The organism is Paraburkholderia atlantica (genome assembly GCF_000092885.1).
In the GTDB taxonomy this organism is placed as follows: domain Bacteria; phylum Pseudomonadota; class Gammaproteobacteria; order Burkholderiales; family Burkholderiaceae; genus Paraburkholderia; species Paraburkholderia atlantica.
The window spans coordinates 516,767-533,444 of record NC_014118.1; the positions used below are offsets into that span (position 1 = coordinate 516,767).

The following is a 16,678-nucleotide window of genomic DNA, read 5'->3' on the forward strand; positions in this document are numbered from 1 at the left end:
CCACGGTGTACCCGATGTAACACCGGCGAACCACCGATGAGGTTTGGAGTGAAAACAACTACACAGGCGCGCATCGCGCCCGCCGCACAGGCCGAGCAGCAACAGGACACCGCCGATCGCGACCGCGACCCGCCGGTCAAGGCGATGCCCGCCTACGAGCAGATCAAACGCTACGTGCTCAAACGCATCAGCGAAGGCGCATGGAAGCCGGGCGGACTGATTCCTTCCGAAACGGAACTGGTCAAGGAGTTCGGCGTCGCGCGCATGACGGTGTCGCGCGCGCTGCGCGAACTGACCGCCGAGCGCGTGCTCACGCGTGTGCAAGGCTCGGGCACTTTCGTCGCGCCGCAGCGGTATGAATCGACGGTGCTGGAGATCCGCAATATCGCCGATGAAATCGCCGCGCGCGGTCATCGTCATTCCGCGCGCGTGCTAACGCTCGAACCGAGCGACGACGCCGATGCGCTCGAAGCGCTCGGTCTCGCGAGCGGTCCCGCGTTTCATTCGTGCATCGTGCACAGCGAGGAGGGCGAGCCGATCCAGTACGAGGACCGCTTCGTCAATCCGAAGGTGTTCCCTGAATATCTGCAGCAGGACTTTTCGGTCGAAACGCCGAATCACTACATGGTGCGGCTCGCGCCCGTGCAGCGCGCCGAGTTTCGCATCTATGCGCAAAAGCCCGACGCCTATGTGCGGCGTCATCTGATGATGGAGATCGGCGAGCCGTGTCTGCTGCTGTGGCGGCGCACGTGGGTGGGCGAAAACGTCGCGACGTCGGTGCGGCTATGGCATCCGGCGTCGCGTTTTCATCTGGCGGGGACCGTGTAGCCCGGTTTCTGAAGCGCGCTTCAGGCCTGGCGCTGTGACGTATTCGGTGAGAAGCGGCAGCCGAGCCGGTAGCGGGAACCAGGATGAACGAAACGCGCGAACGTCACCGCGACGCCGCTCGTCCACGTGCGGCGCGTCAGCGTCAGGCACGGTTCCTCCGCGTGAATTTCGAGTAGCTCGGCTTCCGCGGGCGTCGGCAGTGCCGCATCGACCACGTGTTCGAGATCGTGCATCGGCACGGCCGTCAGCAGATACTCGGACGGCTTCAGCGCCGAAAAATCGTGCTGCAGAAAATCCGGCGCGACGGCCGGATTCACATAGCGATCTTCGAGCTGCACCGGCAGGCCATTCTCGCGATGCACGCAGATCACATGAAACACCGAAGCGCCCGGCGCCAGCCCCAATGCGTTCGACACCGTGACCGACGCGGTTTCGCGCTGCAACAGCACCATGTCGCAACGATATGCGTGGCCGCGCGAGCGGATCTCGTCGCCGATATGAGCGATCATCAATAGCGTCGATTGCGGCTTGTTCGGCGCGACGAAAGTGCCGACGCCCGATACGCGCGTGACGAGCCCCGCGTCGGCGAGCTCGCGCAGCGCGCGGTTGACCGTCATCCGCGATACGCCGAGCGTCCCGACGAGATCGAGTTCGGAAGGCAGACGATCGCCCGCCTGGCGTTCGCCCGAGTCGATGATCTGGCGGATGTGCTGTTTGACCTGCTCGTAGCGCGCGGCGGGCGCCTCGTCGCTGCCGTGCGCGGTTCTGGCCGCGGCGCTGGCCGCGCTGGCGGAGAATTTGCCGTGAGGCTTGTTGCGAGCGGTGGTGCTCATAGCGGCTGGGTGTCGTCGGGGCCGCGCGTCCAGAACGCATTGCGGTCGAAGTAGTTTTGCAGAAACTGCCGCAGACGCGGCTGCGCGACATCGTGAAACACGTCGCGCGGCTTGCCCTGCACGGCGATGCGGCCCTGATCGATGAACACGACCTTGTCGGCCACCTGCGCGGCGAAGCCCATTTCATGTGTGACCACGGCCATCGTCATGCCGTCGCGCGCGAGCTGTTTCATCACTTGCAGCACTTCGCCGACGAGTTCCGGATCGAGCGCGGACGTGGGTTCGTCGAACAGCATGATGTGCGGCTCCATGGCGAGCGCGCGCGCAATCGCGACGCGCTGCTGCTGACCGCCCGACAGCTTCGCCGGATACGCGTCGCCTTTGTGCGCGAGGCCGACTGTCTCCAGCATCGCGTTCGCGCGGCGGCGCGCTTCGTCGCTCGACAGGTGCCGCACGCGCAGCAGCGCTTCCATCACGTTGCCGAGCGCGGTCATGTGCGGCCACAGGTTGAACTGCTGGAACACCATGCCGACGTTGCGGCGCACGCGGTTGATCTCGCCGTGCGACGCGCGCACGCGTTTGCCGTTGCGCTCGGTATAGCCGAGCAGTTCGCCTTCGATGCGCACGTCGCCGTGATCGTGGGTTTCGAGCGCGGCGAGGCAGCGCAGCAGCGTGCTCTTGCCCGAACCCGACGGCCCGATGATGCAGACCACTTCCGAGCGCGCGATCTCGAGATCGATGCCGCGCAGCACCTCGACATCGCCGAAGCGTTTGCGCAGATCGCGCACTTCGATCAGCGGCGCGGCATTCGATGCGTTCGCCGTTGCGCTGGCGGACGGCGCGGAAGTTTGCGCGGGGGAGTGCATGTCGGCGATGGCGTTCATAGGTGTTCCTGAATCATGCCATGAAGCGTGCGAGGCGGGCTTCGGCCCACATGCCCGCGCGCGAGGTCAGCTCGACCAGCGCGAGGTAGCACACGCACAGCACCAGCAGCGTTTCGACGAAAGCGAAGGTGGCCGAGCCGATACCGGTCAGCACGAACGTCAGTTCGGGCACGGTGACGATCGACAGCACGGCCGTTTCCTTGCTCAGCACGATAATCAGATTGGTCAGCGCGGGCACGATCAGCACCAGCATCTGCGGCGCCTGGATGCGTACGATGGCCTGCCAGCGCGTGAGCCCGAGACACGACGCCGCTTCGAGGTGGCCTTTGGGCACCGACTGGAAGCCGGAGCGGAACGCCTCGGCGAAATACGCGCTGCCGTAGAGACCGAGGCCGACGATGCCGGCCGTCATCGGTTCGAGCGTGAGGCCGATCGACGGGCCGCCGTAGTACAGCAGAAACAGCTGCACCAGAAACGGCGTGCCGCGCAGCAGTTCGATATAGACGCGCAGCGCGGCGCGCAGCCAGCGTCCGCAGAACAGTTGCAGCACCGCGATCAGGAAGCCGATCACGAGACCGATTGCGACACCCGCGGCCCAGCTACCGAGCGTGGTCGCGAGACCGGCGGCGATCGGCTGCAGGTTGTGCGTGATGACGGTCGGATCGAACGATTGCATGGCGAGGTTCGCTTAAACGTGAGTCGATTCAGGCGTGCTGCAAACGGTGTTCGGCCGCATGCGCGACGAGCGCGAGCGAACCGCAGATCACGAAGTAGATGAGCCCGGCCGCGACATACGCTTCGAGCGGCCGGTAAGTGCTCGCGGCGATGTTCTGCGCGGTGCGCGTCAACTCGGCGACGCCGACCACCGAGATCAGCGAAGAAGCCTTGATCAGCAGCACCATTTCGTTGACGAGCGACGGAAGCGTCAAACGGAACGCTTGCGGCACCAGAATGCGCCGCAGCGTATCGAGCGGGGACAGCCCGAGCATGCGCGCGGCTTCGAGATGTCCGGGCGGAATGCTCAGAAACCCGCCGCGCAGGATCTCGGCGATATACGAAGCCGAGCACAGCGACACCGCGCTGATCGCGGCGACAATCGGCGACACGTTGATACCGGCGAATGGCAACAGGTAGTAGACGAGCAGCAGCTGCACGAGCATCGGCACGCCACGAAAGAAGAATACGTAGGCGCCGCCCGCGAGCCGCGCGGCGCGATGCTGCGACAGCCGCGCGGAGCACACGCCGATGCCGACGAAGAAGCCGATCACGAGCCCCGTCAGCGAAATGCCGACGGTGGCGAACGCCGCATGCAGCAGTAGCGGCAGGCCCTGAACGAAGACGGTCGTGTTGAACATGGATCGCGGCCGGTGGAACGGGAAGGGCGACGCGTGTCGCCCACGCAAAGGACGCTCAGTAATTCGGCGTGGGCATCGTGGAAGGCATCTCCATCGCGACACCGAACCACTTCTTCTGCAACGCGGCGAGGCGGCCATCCTTCTGCATCTTCACGAGCGCGGCGTTGAACGCGTCGGCGAGCGGCTTGCTGTCGGCGTCCTTACGCAATGCATAGGCGAAGTACACCTTCGCGCCGAACGGCGGCTGCACGACCGCGAACGACTCGGGGCGCTGCTTCGCGACATACGCAATATTGGTCATCGAGTTCGCGACAGCGACGATGCGGCCCGCAGCGAGGTCGGCGTAGGCCTGATTGTTGTCGACGTACTCGCGGATATCGGGCTGCTTCGGCAGCGTGGCCGCGTAGCTCTTCAACTGGTCGAGCTGCGCGGAGCCCTTGCCCGCGCCGACCGTCTTGCCGGCGATATCCGACGATTGCTTGAGCGACGCATCGTTCGCGCGCTTGAGCAGCGCGTCGGTTGCATCGGCGACGGGCAGCGTGTACGTGTAGCGTTCCATCCGCGCCTTCGTGACCGTCAACGGGCCGCCGACCATATCGAACTTGCCCGCTTCGAGACCGGGCAACACGCTCGGCCACGGCAGATCGATGAAACGCACCTTGACGCCGATTTCCTTGCCGATCTCCGCGAACAGGTCTTTGTTGAAACCGGCCTGCTGGCCGTTCTCGAGAAAGTCGAATGGCGCGAATTGCATTTCGGTGCCGACCACCAGTTCGCCGGCTTTCTTCACTTTGGCGAGCTGGTCTTCGGCGTGCGCTGCGACGCTTGCCGCGCACAGCGCCAGCATGACCAGACCACATTTCCAGCCTGCAAGGATACGCATGGGGTTCTCCGGGGGCGAATTGGTGTTGGGTGGCCGGCGTGTCGAAGTCTTCGTTGTGGACCCGCCGCGCCGGCGTCAATTCCGGGCCCTGCTGGGCAGTATATACTGCGTTTCCGGCGAAAAATAAATGCTCGCGTGAGTAGAGAAAAGCCCTGATACCAAGGTGCGCGAAGCAACTTGCAGCAGTGCTTTTGGCGGTATATACCACTGCAATACCGATCTCGAAGGAGCAGCGCGATGCCCGCGACCCGCATTCCGATCATCGATGTCGCCGGCTTGCGCGCGGGCGATCAGCAGGCGCTCAGACGCGTCGCGAAGGAAATTCATGAAGCGTGTACGACGATCGGCTTTTTCTACATCGTCAATCACGGCGTGCCGCAAGCGACGATCGACGCCGCCGCGCAAGCCGCGCGCACGTTCTTCGCGTTTCCGGTCGACACGAAGCGCCGCGCGGCGGTCAATCATCGGCATCGCGGCTTCAATGCGCTCGGCGACGCGACGATGTACCAGGCAAAGCGGCCCGATTACAAGGAGTTCTTCAGCATCGGGCTCGAACTGCCGGAAGACGATCCCGACGTGCTGGCGGGGCAGGCACTACGCGGGCCGAACAACTGGCCGGACTTCATGCCCGGGTTGCGGCCGGTGCTGTATGACTATTACGAGGCGGTCGGCGCGTGCGGCGCCGATCTGTTACGCGCGGTCGCGGTGAGCCTTGGCATCGAAGAAAATTTCTTCGCGCCGCGCTACACGAAGCGTATGCAGCGCACACAAATGGTCTACTACCCGCCGCAGCCGCCGCAATCGGATGAAGATCAGTTCGGCGTCGCGCCGCATACCGACTACGGCTGCATCACCTTGCTATGGCAGGATCAGGTCGGCGGCCTGCAGGTGCGCGAAATCGCCAACGATACGTGGGTCGAGGCGCCGCCCGTCGAAGGCAGCTTCGTCGTGAATGTCGGCGACCTGCTCGCACGCTGGACCAACGACCGCTTTCGCTCGACGCTGCATCGCGTGATCAATGCGTCGGGGCGCGAGCGCTATTCGATCGCGACGTTCTACGATCCGACCTATGGCGCGCTCGTCGATCCACGCGAGCTCGGTGCGAGCGATGCGCAAAGCAAGTATCAGCCGGTCGCCGCGGGCGACTATATTCTCGGCCGGATCAACGATTCGATGGGCTACCGCAAGAAACTCGCCGCTACCGCACAGTAAGGAACTTCTGCATGACAGAGCAGAGCATCACTGACGAAAAGAAGCCACAGACCGCAACCGCGACCGCGCCGCTCGCGAAGACACTCGAAGCATTGCGCGCCGCGCTCGGCGCCGATGCGGTGCGCGTCGGCGAACAGATCGGCGAACACGCGATGACCGACTGGACACGCCACGAGCCAACGCGTCCGGCGGCGCTGCTGCTGCCGCGCACGACCGACGAGGTATCGCGCGCACTCTCGATCTGCCACGCCGCGCATCAACCGGTGGTGCCACAAGGCGGCATGACCGGGCTCGCGGGCGGCGCGATCGCGCGCGCCAACGATATCGCGTTGTCGCTGGAACGCTTGAGCGGCGTCGAAGAACTCGACGCGGCATCGGCCACACTGACCGTGCGTGCCGGCACCACGTTGCAGGCCGCGCAGGAAGCCGCCGAAGCAGCGGGCTTCGAACTCGCACTCGATCTCGGCGCGCGCGGCTCATGCCAGATCGGCGGCAATCTCGCGACCAACGCGGGCGGCAATCGCGTGATCCAGTCAGGCACCGCGCGCGACCAGGTGCTCGGTCTCGAAGTGGTGCTCGCGAATGGCGACGTGCTCAGTTCGCTCGGCAAGATGGTCAAGAACAACACCGGCTATGACCTGAAGCACTGGTTCATCGGTTCGGAGGGCACGCTCGGCGTGATCACGCGCGCGGTGTTGCGGCTGCATCCGCGACGCGCGGCGCGTCATACGGCGCTCGTCGGGCTCGACGATTACGATGCCGCGGTGAACCTGCTGCGCCGTCTGGCGACGCGCTTCGGCAACGACATCGGCGCGTTCGAGATCATGTGGCCGGACTTCTACGATTTCGGCGTTAAGCTGACCGGCGCGCGCTCGCCGTTCGACGCCGCGCATCCGCTTTATGCGTTGATCGAGCACGCGGGCTTCGATGCCGACGACGCTGGCGAACGCTTTGCGCAAGCACTGACCGATGCGCTGGAAGCGGGCGCGCTGCGCGACGCGGTGATCGCGCAGTCGGTTGCCGATGCGCGCGCGCTATGGGCGATCCGCGAGTGCACCGCTGAGTTTCCGGTCAAGCTCGATCCGATCAACTTCGACGTGAGTCTGCCGATCGGCGAGATCGGCAGGTTCGTCGACCGTTGCCGCGCGGCGCTCGATCAGCGCTGGCCAGGCAACCAGGCGTATTTCTTCGGGCATATCGGCGATTCGAATCTGCATCTGACCGTCGATGGTCATTCGATCCCCGGCGTCGATCATCACGCGGTGTATGCGTTCGTCTATGAGATGCTGGGGCCGTTGCGCGGGTCGGTGTCGGCCGAGCATGGCATCGGTTCACTCAAGCGCGAGTTCCTGCCGATTTCACGCTCGCCCGCCGAGCTTGCCGCGATGATCGCGATCAAGCGTGCGCTCGATCCGCACGGCATTCTGAATCCGGGCAAGCTGTTCCGATAGCGACGAGCACCCGCCACGCGCGGATCACGCGTGGCGCATCGGCGCTGCCGCGCCGTCAGTGCGCGTTCAGATAGCTGACGATCAGCGGATAGACATCCACCGCCGCGTTCTTGCCGAAGATGCAGTCGATATGCCCATAGCCCGGAATCAGATGGCGCTCGTACGGCTGCTCGGGGAAGCGCTCGCGCAGCAGGTCGAAAGTGTGCGCCGTGCTGACCGGCAGATAGGTTTCGTTCTTCTCGCCGTGAATGAAGCCGATCGGCAGACGCATGCCTTCGAGTCGCTTCATGCCGTTTGCGCCGCTCAGATACACGTCGTCGCCGCGCGCATCGACGACATGGCCCGCGCGCACCATCGTGGCCAGATGCTGGAACACGGCCATGTCGTGAATGCCGAACAGCTCCTGCAGGTTCGCATGCAGCGTCTCGTTCAGCTTGTCGTGCTCATAGAGCAGGCCATACAGGAACGTCGCGCGATGACAGATCGGATTGCCGCAGCCCTCGTCGTGATCGACCGGATAGAGACGCAGCGCTTCGTCGTACAGGTTTGCGGGCCACGAATCTTCCTGCGTGTAGGCAGTCAGGTCCCGGACGCGCAGATGCTGCATCAGGTCGGGAATATGCAAGCCGGCCTTGATCCGTTGCAACGTGCCCGGCACCGGATGCGCGGACACCTGCGAAATCACCGCCGAGCGCACGCCCTCGAGTCCGTATAGCAGCGACATGCTGAGCGCTAGGCCGCCCAGACAGTGACCGAGCACCTGGATGTTCGGCGCGCCAGTCACTTCGCGAATCTTCGCGACCGCGGCGGGAATGTCCTCGCGCGCGACCATGTCGACGTTGGCCGGCACGAGCACGCTCGGCAGTTCGATGCTGACGCGCAGATCGACGAGCCATACGTCGTAGCCCGACGCGCATAGATATTCGACGAGATTGGTCGATATCAGATCGGTCGAGAAGATGCGGCTCGAGACGCCCGAGCCGTGGATCAGCAGGATCGGCTTCGACTCTTTGTCCGCGGCTGGATCGAAGTAGCGCGTGAGCTTGAGCCGCGTGCGGTCCGGTGTGTCGAAGTAGGTGACCTGCGGCGCCGGCGCGCGCAGCGTGCGCTTGGCGCGCGGCGGCGTGTGGGGATCGTAGAACTGCAGCGGCGCGGCCACGCCGCCGTATTCGGTGAACAGCACGCCCGCGAAGAACTTGCCGAACTTGAGCGTCCATTCGAGGCGCGTCTTCAGGTCGGGCGCGTGCGTGACTTCGAGCGTGCGCTGCTGCTTCAGGAAGTTTTCCGGCGTGATGATCAGCGTGGCGGTGCCGACGACGGGCGCGTCGTCCTTATCCGACGCGCGTATCTCCGCATACAGCGTGTTGGTCTGCTCCCACAGGTTGATCGGCGACGTGCGCGTGATGATCTTCTTGCCGCTCAGATACCAGGTGTTGCCTTCGGCCGCGTCGAGCGTCATCCGGTAGTTCATGTTGCGCTCGTCGACATCGGACTCGTCAACGACGAACAGGTTGAACGTGCCGTCGCTGATCGTCAGCGGTTGCGCGGACAGCGCGGGGCAGGTCAGCGTGCCGGCGGTGCGCGCGAGGTGATTCGGGTTGGCCAGCATGTCGGCGAGATCGTCGGACTCGACCGTCAGCGTGAATTCGATCGGGCTCGTGGCGGCGTCGCCCGCCACCATGGGCGTGTAGGTGCCGACCATCGTCTCGGTGAAGCGCAGGCCGATCTTCTGCGCGGGCGGCGCGGCGGCGGTGCCCTTCGACGCGTAATCGATCGACCAGTCGTGCGCTTTGGCCAGCAGCGCGCAGTTGCGTTCGGCGAGCGCGGAGATGGTCAAGAGCGGATTGACGCCCAGCGACATCGGCATTACCGCGCCGTCCATCACGTAGAGGCCGTCGTGCACCGCGGCGCCGTCCGTGCCGCTAAACACGCGGCCCAGATGATCGACCACGCCATGCGCGGCGTCCTCGCCCATGCCGCAGCCGCCGAGCGGATGCACGGTCACGGTACGCCGGCCGGCGATCTTCGTCGAAATCGGGTTGCGCAGATATTTGCCGCCCAGCGGCCTGGTCGCGTCGATCAGCACGTCCTCGACGGTCTGGAAGATCGGCTGGCGTCCGGCGTTTTTCCATTCGATGCGCGCACGGCCTTTATCACCGATCTTGATGCGGCCGTTTTCGTCGTCGTGCGCCATCACGAGGTAGCTTTGCGTGTGATTGAGCGCGCCGTGGTATGGGCCGCGGATCAGGCTCTCGATCGCGCGCGCGTCGTAGGCCACGCGCTCGAGCAGCGACGGGGCGCCGGCCGCATCCACGCCTTCGAGCGGCGCGACCGCGCCGAGCATGCCGACGAGCGCTTCGCCGACCGGGCCGGCCAGCGAGCCTTCCTCGATCACGTAGCCATCCCTGACGTTTTTCTCGGCGGCGCGATTGTCGATCAGGCCGGTGATGGTCGGCCCGACCGGCGGAATCTGCCCTGGCTTGTGCTCGCCCCAGCCGACGCCGTTGATCGTGTCCTTCGTGTTGTACGCGAAGGCGAGCACGTCGCCGTTGCCGGTGAAATGCTGACCGAGCATCTCCGACGTGCTCAAGCCGGCGGCGCGCGAGCGCAGCAGCAGCGCGGTCGAGCCGATCGTGCCAGCCGCGACGATGACGATATCGGCCAGCACGAACAGATCGGGCGCGTCATAGCTTTCGCGGCCGAGCTTCACGAGCTGGAAGTTGACCTTCCATTGCTGCGTGTCGGCATCGCGAAGCACCGAATGCACGGCCGTGCCGGTGAAAATCTGCGCGCCGTGAGCGACCGCGTCGGGCAGATAGTTCATATGGGTCGAGTTCTTCGCGTCGTAGTTGCAACCCGAGTTGCAATCGCCGCAACCGACGCAGCGCTGCTGCTCGACGCCCGCCGCGTTCGGGCCGCTCTCGAACGTGACCGTGATCGGCGGACGGCTGAAGCGGTCCACCATGCCGAGCGCCTGCGCCGATTTTTCAAGCGCCTGCAGCTTCGGCAGCGGCGGGAAATCATCCGGCACCGGCGACGGTGACAGCATTTTCCGCGCGAGCCCATAGCCGTCGTCGCGTCCGGCTTTGTCGGCGCGCAGCGCGGCCGGCCAGCGCGGGTCGTCCCACAGGCGCGGATCGGCCTCCAGCGCGACGTTCGCATTGATCAGCGACGTGCCGCCGAGCCCGCAGCCCACCACTGCGTTGACGTCCTCGTTCACGTGCACTTCGAGCAGCGCGAGCGGCGAACCGATCTGCGCCTCGGCCGTGTTGTACTGGATATTCTCGACGCCTTGCACAGGCGTGCGCGGATACTCGCCGGCCATGAATTCGCGGCCGCGCTCGAGCACGCAGACGCGCCGGCCCGCACGCGCCATCCGGCTCGCGGCGATCGCGCCGCCGTAGCCCGAGCCAATCACCACCACCTCGTAATGCCGTTGCAGCGCCGTCGGCGCGCTCGATAAGCGGTTCATCAGGACCACCTCGTCTGGAATCGGATGCGGAGAAAGGAAGCGCGGCTTCGGAACAAAGACGGCGTGCTGCGGCAGCTTTTTTATCGTAGGCGGAATATCGCTGCAAAAAAAGCGAATGCGAGAAAAGCGCGCGCCATGGAGAGGGCGCGCCGAAGTCGTAGCGTGCGACGTTCAGGGCGGCATGACCGGCCGGCCGTTGCCGGGTGTACCCCGGCCGTACAGGCATGCACTCTTGTCGCTTCTTATGTGGCCTGTTGGTTCTCCAAACTATTACGCGGCCACTTCATCGAATTCGCTATCGCTCGATTCCGCGGCGAGCAGATTCAGCGCAACCAGAATCGCCGCGCGATTGTCGACATCGATCTCGATGCCAAGCGCGTCGGTGAGCCAGCGGCCGATCTTGGTGTTGGAAAATTCCACGGCGCCGGCCGTCTTTTTCATCGTGACGCCGAGTTTGACGGCGCGATAGTGATAAGAGGGCACCCGATGCTGCGCCGCGACCGCCGAAAGCCCGCCTTTGCCTTCCGAGCACCAGCCGAGGCTGCCGGCCAGCACGATCCGCTCGGGTTCGTCGAGCCCTTCGATGAACTCGCGCGCCGCGCGCCGCACGCTCTGTTCGTCGAGGCCATATTGCAGCAGCACGCTTTCCACCGGATCTTCGAGCGCGTGCGCGCGCAGATCGATTTCCTGCGCGATGCCCTCGCTCTCCATCGACACGTTGCGCTGATGGCACGCGCTGCGCAGGCAGTCGATCAGATAGCGGCGGAAATATGCGCACACCGCGTAGCTATTGGACGGCGCGCTGTCGGCGCACGCGTTCGTTTCCGTGTGGCCGGGCGCGAGGCGCAACACCTTCGCATAGATGAACTGGGCGACCAGTTCTTCCTTGTCCTCGCCGAGCGCCTGCAATTCGAGCGGGTGGTAAGTCCGCAACGCGCGCTTGACCAGTTCGACCATCGACACCATTTCGTCCGCGGAGAGCCGGGTGCGTCGGCGCCACAGGTCGGGCAGGATCGCGTCGTCGAGTTGGCGGGCGAACTCGTAGCTCGGGACTGCGCCCATGGAAACCTCCGTCACGGTTGGCGAGGAGCGCGGTGAGCCGCGGCGCGTGGGCCGCGAAGCGGGGGAAGTTGCCTGTCATGCCGCGCTGAAACGTGAATGCAGTATGGTTCGCGGCAAGGCCGTCGCCTATATGGAAGAAGTGTTAGCTGATGGGTAAACTGCCGGGTAAACCTTCTGACGGATTGCTGACGATTAGTCTGACGACTGGGCATTCGCCGTAGAATAAACCGCGCGGGCGCCGCGTTTGGTCGCCCGGTTCGACTGGCGGCTTTCCCGGAGCAACGCCGCCTGATCAGTGCTTCGTCTCGACGAAGTTGCCATGCCCCCGCGATCAAACTGCGTGGGATCGGATCGAGCGCTCGAGCGCTAACGCCGATCGACAGAGGAGACCGCCCCATGCGGGCCGACCCGATCCAGCGTGCCATCGACGAAGACCTCGTGCGCGTGCTCTACGCGCAGGACCCGATCGCGTTCTTTTCGCATTGGTTTTCGATCGCGGTGCTGGTGGCGATCTACTGGCCCCATGTGCCGGCGCTGCCGTTGTTTATCGCGTGTTTCGTTTTTTATGCGCTCGCCAATTGCGCGGGCCTCGCGCTGTGGATCTGCAATCGCCGCTATCCGCAGCTGGTGTCGCCGCGCGACTGGATCTATCTGCACGCGCTGCGCGGCGTGCTCCTGTATAGCGGGCCGGGCTTCGCGGTGTGGTTCGCGTTCCAGAGTCCGCAAACCGATCTGCCGCTATTGCATACCGTGCTGCTGGTGACGCTCGCGGCCGGCGTGTTCATGTCGAACGGGTTCGACCTCCTCAATTTTTCGACCTCGATTCCATTTCTGCTGCTGCCGTCGATCGTGCTGCATTTCGGCTCGCATACGTTCGATCGCACGATTCTCGCGATCGTGCTCGCGTTCTTCTTCTGCGCGATCAACGTCTATGCGATGAGCTATCGCAAGCTGTTTCGCCAGGTCGTGCAGGCGCGTGTCGATCAGCAGTACCTCGCGGAATCGCTGGCCGCGCAAAAGCGCGTCGCCGAAGAAGCGAGCCTCGCGAAGACGCGCTTTTTCGCGGCGGCAAGCCACGATCTGCGCCAGCCGCTGCATGCGATCGGGCTGCTTGCGGCGTCGCTGAATGACCCGGCGGCGACGCCCGCGCAACACGCGAAGACGGCCGGACACATCGTCTATAACGTCGAGGCGCTCAATCAGCTGTTCAACCAGGTGCTGGATCTGGCGCGGCTCGAAAGCGGCGTGACCCAGGTGATCCGGTTGCACTTTCGGCTCTCCGAGCTGTTCGAGCGGGTCGGCAGTCAGTATCGACCGCAGGCCGCGGCGAAGGGGCTCGCGCTGCGCATCGCGCCGACTTCGATGGTGGTCTACGACGATCCCGTGCTGCTCGAACGGGTGTTGAGCAATCTGCTGTCGAACGCGGTGCGTTATACCGAGCAAGGCGCGATCTGGCTCGGCTTCCGGCGCGCGGGGCGGCAAAAGGGCGGCTATATCGAGGTGCGCGATTCGGGCGTCGGCATTGCACCGGAGGAGCACGAGCGCATTTTCGAGGAGTTTTACCAGGTCGAGAATCCGCAGCGCGACGCGCGTCAGGGGCACGGGCTCGGGTTGCCGACCGTCAGGCGGCTCGTAGGCCTGCTCGGCGGCGAGTTGCAGCTACGCTCGGCGCCGGGGCGCGGCTCGGTGTTCCGCTTCGCGGTGCAGGCGGGCGACGCGAGCGGCATCGTCGCGAGTCTGAACGACTCGGTCGCGGGCGGCCCGGCTTCGCTAGAGCGGCGCGTGCTGTGCATCGACGACGAGCCGTCGATACTCGAAGGCCTCGCGAGCCTGCTCGAACGCTGGGGCTGCGAGGTGCGCGGCGCGCGCGACGAAGCCGGTGCGCTCGCCGCGCTCGCGGACGGTTTCGTGCCCGACGCGGTGCTGTGCGACTACCAGCTCGCCCATCACCGCACCGGCGCGCAGGCGCTGAGCGCGATGCGCGGCGCGCTGGCGCGCGACGGGCACGGCAACGTGGTCACGCTGCTGATCACCGGCGATATGGCGTCGGCGGAGCTGGCGGCGCTCGCGTTGCAGGGGATTCCCGTGCTGCACAAGCCGGTGACGCCGGCGCGGTTGCGGCGCACGCTGGAAATGCTGTGGCAGCAGGCGGAACTCGACCAAGGGCGTGCGGCGGGCGTGGTCGGGTTGGGAGACGGGGCGGGAGAAGCTGGTGCAGCGCAGTCGCCCGCAGGGGATGGTTCGCCGCAAACTGAAGCGGGCTCCGGGGCGCACAGCGAAACGCAGCCTTAGAGACGGAAAATCGGAGACGGTTAGCGCTGCGGCGCAGCGCTACAGCGTCTTCCCCGCCTCCAGCCATCCATTGATTACCGCGATCGCCGTCGAGCGGTTATGCACACCGAGCGCGCGGAAGATCACCGACAGATGCACCTTCACCGTACCCTCCGCGACGCCGAGATCGCGCGCGATCATCTTGTTGGTCCAGCCGCGATGCACGAGCCGCATGATGTCCTGCTGACGTGGTGACAGATTTTCCAGCAAATGCTGCTGATGCGGCTGCAGCGACGGCATCTGCCTGAGAGGTTCGGTCTGCGCGGCGGCGCTCGGGGGCGGCACTGCTGCCGATGCATCCGCTTCAGCGCCCGCGCAGCCGGCACCCTGGGTCTCGCGCGTGCCGAGCAGACTCAGCGCTTCCATCGGCACATAAGCGCCGCCGGACAGCACCAGTTCGATTGCCTTCAGCATCACGCTGGCGGGCTGGCGCTTCGGCACGAAGCCGAGCGCGCCGGCCGCGAGCACCGCGCGCATCTCGTCGGGCGATTCCTCCGCGGACAGCACCACGACCGGCAGCGCCGGATTCGCCTTCAGCAGCGATTCGAGCGACGTCGCGCCGCTCATGCCCGGCATATGCAGATCGACGATCGCCAGATCGTGATTGGCGTCGGGGCGCGCGGCGGTCGCAAGGGTTTCCCAGCTGTCGGCTTCGTCGAACTGGGCGTCGGGATCGAAGCCGCGCAGCATGCCTTTGACGCCTTGCCGGATCAGTTCATGGTCGTCGGCTACAAGAAACTTCATGATGTCTCCGCGAGTCGAGCCTGTCCGTTGAGGGCTGCCGCCGATGCACATTCCGCCGTTGCGGACTGCGCACTTGCAGCGCAAATAACTGCGGTACTCATGACACGCATCATGGCCGGTCTTCCGCGCTTCCTGGTCGATCCCAGGAACCCGGACGAGCCGATCCGATTGCCGTTCTCTCGTGCTGCGATTCGCATCCGGCATCGTTTCAACTCGCCAGGGTCCCGCTCCCTTGCCGTGCCGCGCGCGGCATGGCTGGACTGCGACGCGCGTGGCCGGCTGCCGGCCTCTTTCGATGCGCTTCGTGATGTTAAGGCAGGTCTCCCGCGCATAGGTTCCGGCTTGCTACGTAGACGAGCCGTGCGCAGCTTTTTTGAAGCGCTGGCGCGCGATCCGGCAGGTTATGCCCACCGCATCGGCACGGGTTCGCGCGCCGTTATCTGACCGCGAACAGCGTCGCTTTCATCAGAAGCTTGAAGGCGAAACCGAGCGACATCGCCGCGGCCACGCCGAAGCACCAGAGCGCGATGAACCAGAGCCAGCTGGGCAGTTTGCGGCCGGGCGTTGCCGCAGCGGCAGCGGGAGCCGATGCGCGGACACGCCGCTTTTCAGTGATAGTGATGTTGGTCGCCATGACGCACCTTGCCTCGAAAGACCCAGTAACCCATCGTCGTATAAGCGATGATGATCGGCAGGATCACCGCCGCGCCGGCCAGCGTGAACGTCTGGCTCGTGCGTGGCGCGGCGGCTTCCCATAGCGTTATGCTCGACGGAATCGCGTACGGCCACAGGCTCACGAGCAGCCCGAGATAGCCGAGCAGCACGAGCGCCAGCGCGAGCACGAACGGCGTGTTGTGGTGGCGCGCTCGCACTGCGCGATGCATGAAGAACGCGCAGATCGCGACGAGGAATGGCACCGGCAGCAGACGATAGAAAATCCCGTCATGGAACCAGCGTTGCGCGATGCCCGCATCCATCAGCGGCGTCCACAGGCTCACGAGCGCGATGAAGCCGAGCAGCACCAGCGTCAGCGGCCATACCACGCGATGCAGCCGGCGCTGCAGGTCGCCTTCGGTCTTCGCGACGAGCCAGCAGCAGCCGAGCAGCGCGTAGGTCGCGACGAGGCCGAGGCCCGTCAGCAGGCTGAACGGGGTGAGCCAGCCGAACGCGTCGCCGGCATAGGCACCATCGACAATCGGAATGCCTTGCAGGAAAGCGCCGAGCACGATGCCTTGGAAGAACGTCGCGCCCGCCGAGCCGCCGATGAACGCGAGGTCCCACAGATGCCTGGTGCGACGCGACTTCGCGCGAATCTCGAACGACACGCCGCGAAAGATCAGGCACACCAGCATGAACACGAGCGGCAGATAGAGCGCCGACAGCACGGTCGAGTAGACGACCGGAAACACCGCGAACAGCGCCGCGCCGCCGAGCACGAGCCAGGTTTCGTTGCCGTCCCACACTGGCGCGACCGTGTTCATCATCAGGTCGCGTTCCTTGTCATCGGGGAAGAACGGAAAGACGATGCCGATGCCGAGGTCGAAGCCGTCCAGCACGACGTACATGAAAAGGCCCAGCGCGATGATCGCGGCCCATACGACGGTTACGTCCATATTCTTTCTC

General features: G+C 65.1%; 16 protein-coding genes. 6 read left to right on the plus strand and 10 right to left on the minus strand.

Annotated features, from left to right (window positions below; translation table 11 throughout):
- Positions 1-48: 48 nt before the first annotated feature.
- Positions 49-828 (plus strand): histidine utilization repressor, encoded by a 780-nt coding sequence (hutC, locus tag BC1002_RS18365; protein WP_013091491.1) that lies wholly within the window; start codon positions 49-51, stop codon positions 826-828.
- Between the two features lie 20 nt (positions 829-848).
- On the opposite strand, the gene hutC (BC1002_RS18370) is transcribed toward hutC (BC1002_RS18365), so the two are convergent.
- Genes hutC (BC1002_RS18370) through BC1002_RS18390 form a run of 5 tightly spaced genes read right to left on the minus strand, consistent with a single transcriptional unit; the run spans position 849 to position 4,783 of the window.
- Positions 849-1,661 (minus strand): histidine utilization repressor, encoded by an 813-nt coding sequence (gene hutC, locus BC1002_RS18370; protein WP_013091492.1) that lies wholly within the window; start codon positions 1,659-1,661, stop codon positions 849-851.
- Entirely contained in the window at positions 1,658-2,545 is an 888-nt protein-coding gene (locus BC1002_RS18375; RefSeq protein WP_013091493.1) for an amino acid ABC transporter ATP-binding protein, read from the minus strand. The genes hutC (BC1002_RS18370) and BC1002_RS18375 overlap by 4 nt, the downstream gene beginning before the upstream one ends.
- A 13-nt stretch (positions 2,546-2,558) precedes the next feature.
- On the minus strand, positions 2,559-3,221 hold the full coding sequence (locus BC1002_RS18380) for an amino acid ABC transporter permease (protein WP_013091494.1): 663 nt from the start codon (positions 3,219-3,221) through the stop codon (positions 2,559-2,561).
- Positions 3,222-3,249: 28 nt separating this feature from the next.
- Positions 3,250-3,900, minus strand: a complete 651-nt coding sequence (locus BC1002_RS18385; protein WP_013091495.1) for an amino acid ABC transporter permease — start codon at positions 3,898-3,900, stop codon at positions 3,250-3,252.
- A gap of 55 nt (positions 3,901-3,955) precedes the next feature.
- Entirely contained in the window at positions 3,956-4,783 is an 828-nt protein-coding gene (locus tag BC1002_RS18390) for a transporter substrate-binding domain-containing protein (protein ID WP_013091496.1), read from the minus strand.
- Between the two features lie 237 nt (positions 4,784-5,020).
- On the opposite strand from BC1002_RS18390, the gene BC1002_RS18395 reads away from it, so the two are divergent.
- Both BC1002_RS18395 and BC1002_RS18400 read left to right on the plus strand, forming a co-directional pair.
- Positions 5,021-5,995 carry an isopenicillin N synthase family dioxygenase gene (locus BC1002_RS18395; RefSeq protein ID WP_013091497.1) on the plus strand — a complete coding sequence of 325 codons (975 nt, stop codon included), beginning with the start codon at positions 5,021-5,023 and terminating at the stop codon, positions 5,993-5,995.
- An 11-nt stretch (positions 5,996-6,006) separates the two neighbouring features.
- Positions 6,007-7,446, plus strand: coding sequence for an FAD-binding oxidoreductase (locus tag BC1002_RS18400; protein WP_013091498.1), 1,440 nt, complete (start codon positions 6,007-6,009; stop codon positions 7,444-7,446).
- 55 nt (positions 7,447-7,501) lie between these two features.
- Here BC1002_RS18400 and BC1002_RS18405 read toward each other — a convergent pair whose 3' ends face one another.
- On the minus strand, positions 7,502-10,918 hold the full coding sequence (locus tag BC1002_RS18405; RefSeq protein ID WP_013091499.1) for an alpha/beta fold hydrolase: 3,417 nt from the start codon (positions 10,916-10,918) through the stop codon (positions 7,502-7,504).
- A gap of 270 nt (positions 10,919-11,188) precedes the next feature.
- On the minus strand, positions 11,189-11,980 hold the full coding sequence (locus BC1002_RS18410; RefSeq protein ID WP_013091500.1) for a hypothetical protein: 792 nt from the start codon (positions 11,978-11,980) through the stop codon (positions 11,189-11,191).
- Here BC1002_RS18410 and BC1002_RS37765 point away from each other — a divergent pair.
- Together BC1002_RS37765 and BC1002_RS18415 are read left to right on the plus strand one after the other, a co-directional pair.
- On the plus strand, positions 11,979-12,137 hold the full coding sequence (locus BC1002_RS37765; protein ID WP_157874708.1) for a hypothetical protein: 159 nt from the start codon (positions 11,979-11,981) through the stop codon (positions 12,135-12,137). The genes BC1002_RS18410 and BC1002_RS37765 overlap by 2 nt on opposite strands.
- A gap of 239 nt (positions 12,138-12,376) precedes the next feature.
- A complete protein-coding gene (locus tag BC1002_RS18415) occupies positions 12,377-14,272 on the plus strand; it encodes a hybrid sensor histidine kinase/response regulator (RefSeq protein WP_013091501.1) in 1,896 nt (631 codons plus the stop codon).
- Between the two features lie 39 nt (positions 14,273-14,311).
- On the opposite strand, the gene BC1002_RS18420 is transcribed toward BC1002_RS18415, so the two are convergent.
- The gene (locus BC1002_RS18420; RefSeq protein WP_013091502.1) at positions 14,312-15,055 is read right to left on the minus strand and encodes a response regulator transcription factor; all 744 of its coding nucleotides are present in this window, start codon (positions 15,053-15,055) and stop codon (positions 14,312-14,314) included.
- Here BC1002_RS18420 and BC1002_RS37770 point away from each other — a divergent pair.
- Positions 15,029-15,499 (plus strand): hypothetical protein, encoded by a 471-nt coding sequence (locus BC1002_RS37770; protein WP_157874709.1) that lies wholly within the window; start codon positions 15,029-15,031, stop codon positions 15,497-15,499. The genes BC1002_RS18420 and BC1002_RS37770 overlap by 27 nt on opposite strands.
- On the opposite strand, the gene BC1002_RS18425 is transcribed toward BC1002_RS37770, so the two are convergent.
- Positions 15,492-15,689 carry a hypothetical protein gene (locus BC1002_RS18425; RefSeq protein WP_013091503.1) on the minus strand — a complete coding sequence of 66 codons (198 nt, stop codon included), beginning with the start codon at positions 15,687-15,689 and terminating at the stop codon, positions 15,492-15,494. The genes BC1002_RS37770 and BC1002_RS18425 overlap by 8 nt on opposite strands.
- Entirely contained in the window at positions 15,664-16,668 is a 1,005-nt protein-coding gene (gene cydB / locus BC1002_RS18430) for a cytochrome d ubiquinol oxidase subunit II (RefSeq protein ID WP_013091504.1), read from the minus strand. The genes BC1002_RS18425 and cydB overlap by 26 nt, the downstream gene beginning before the upstream one ends.
- Between the last annotated feature and the right edge of the window lie 10 nt (positions 16,669-16,678).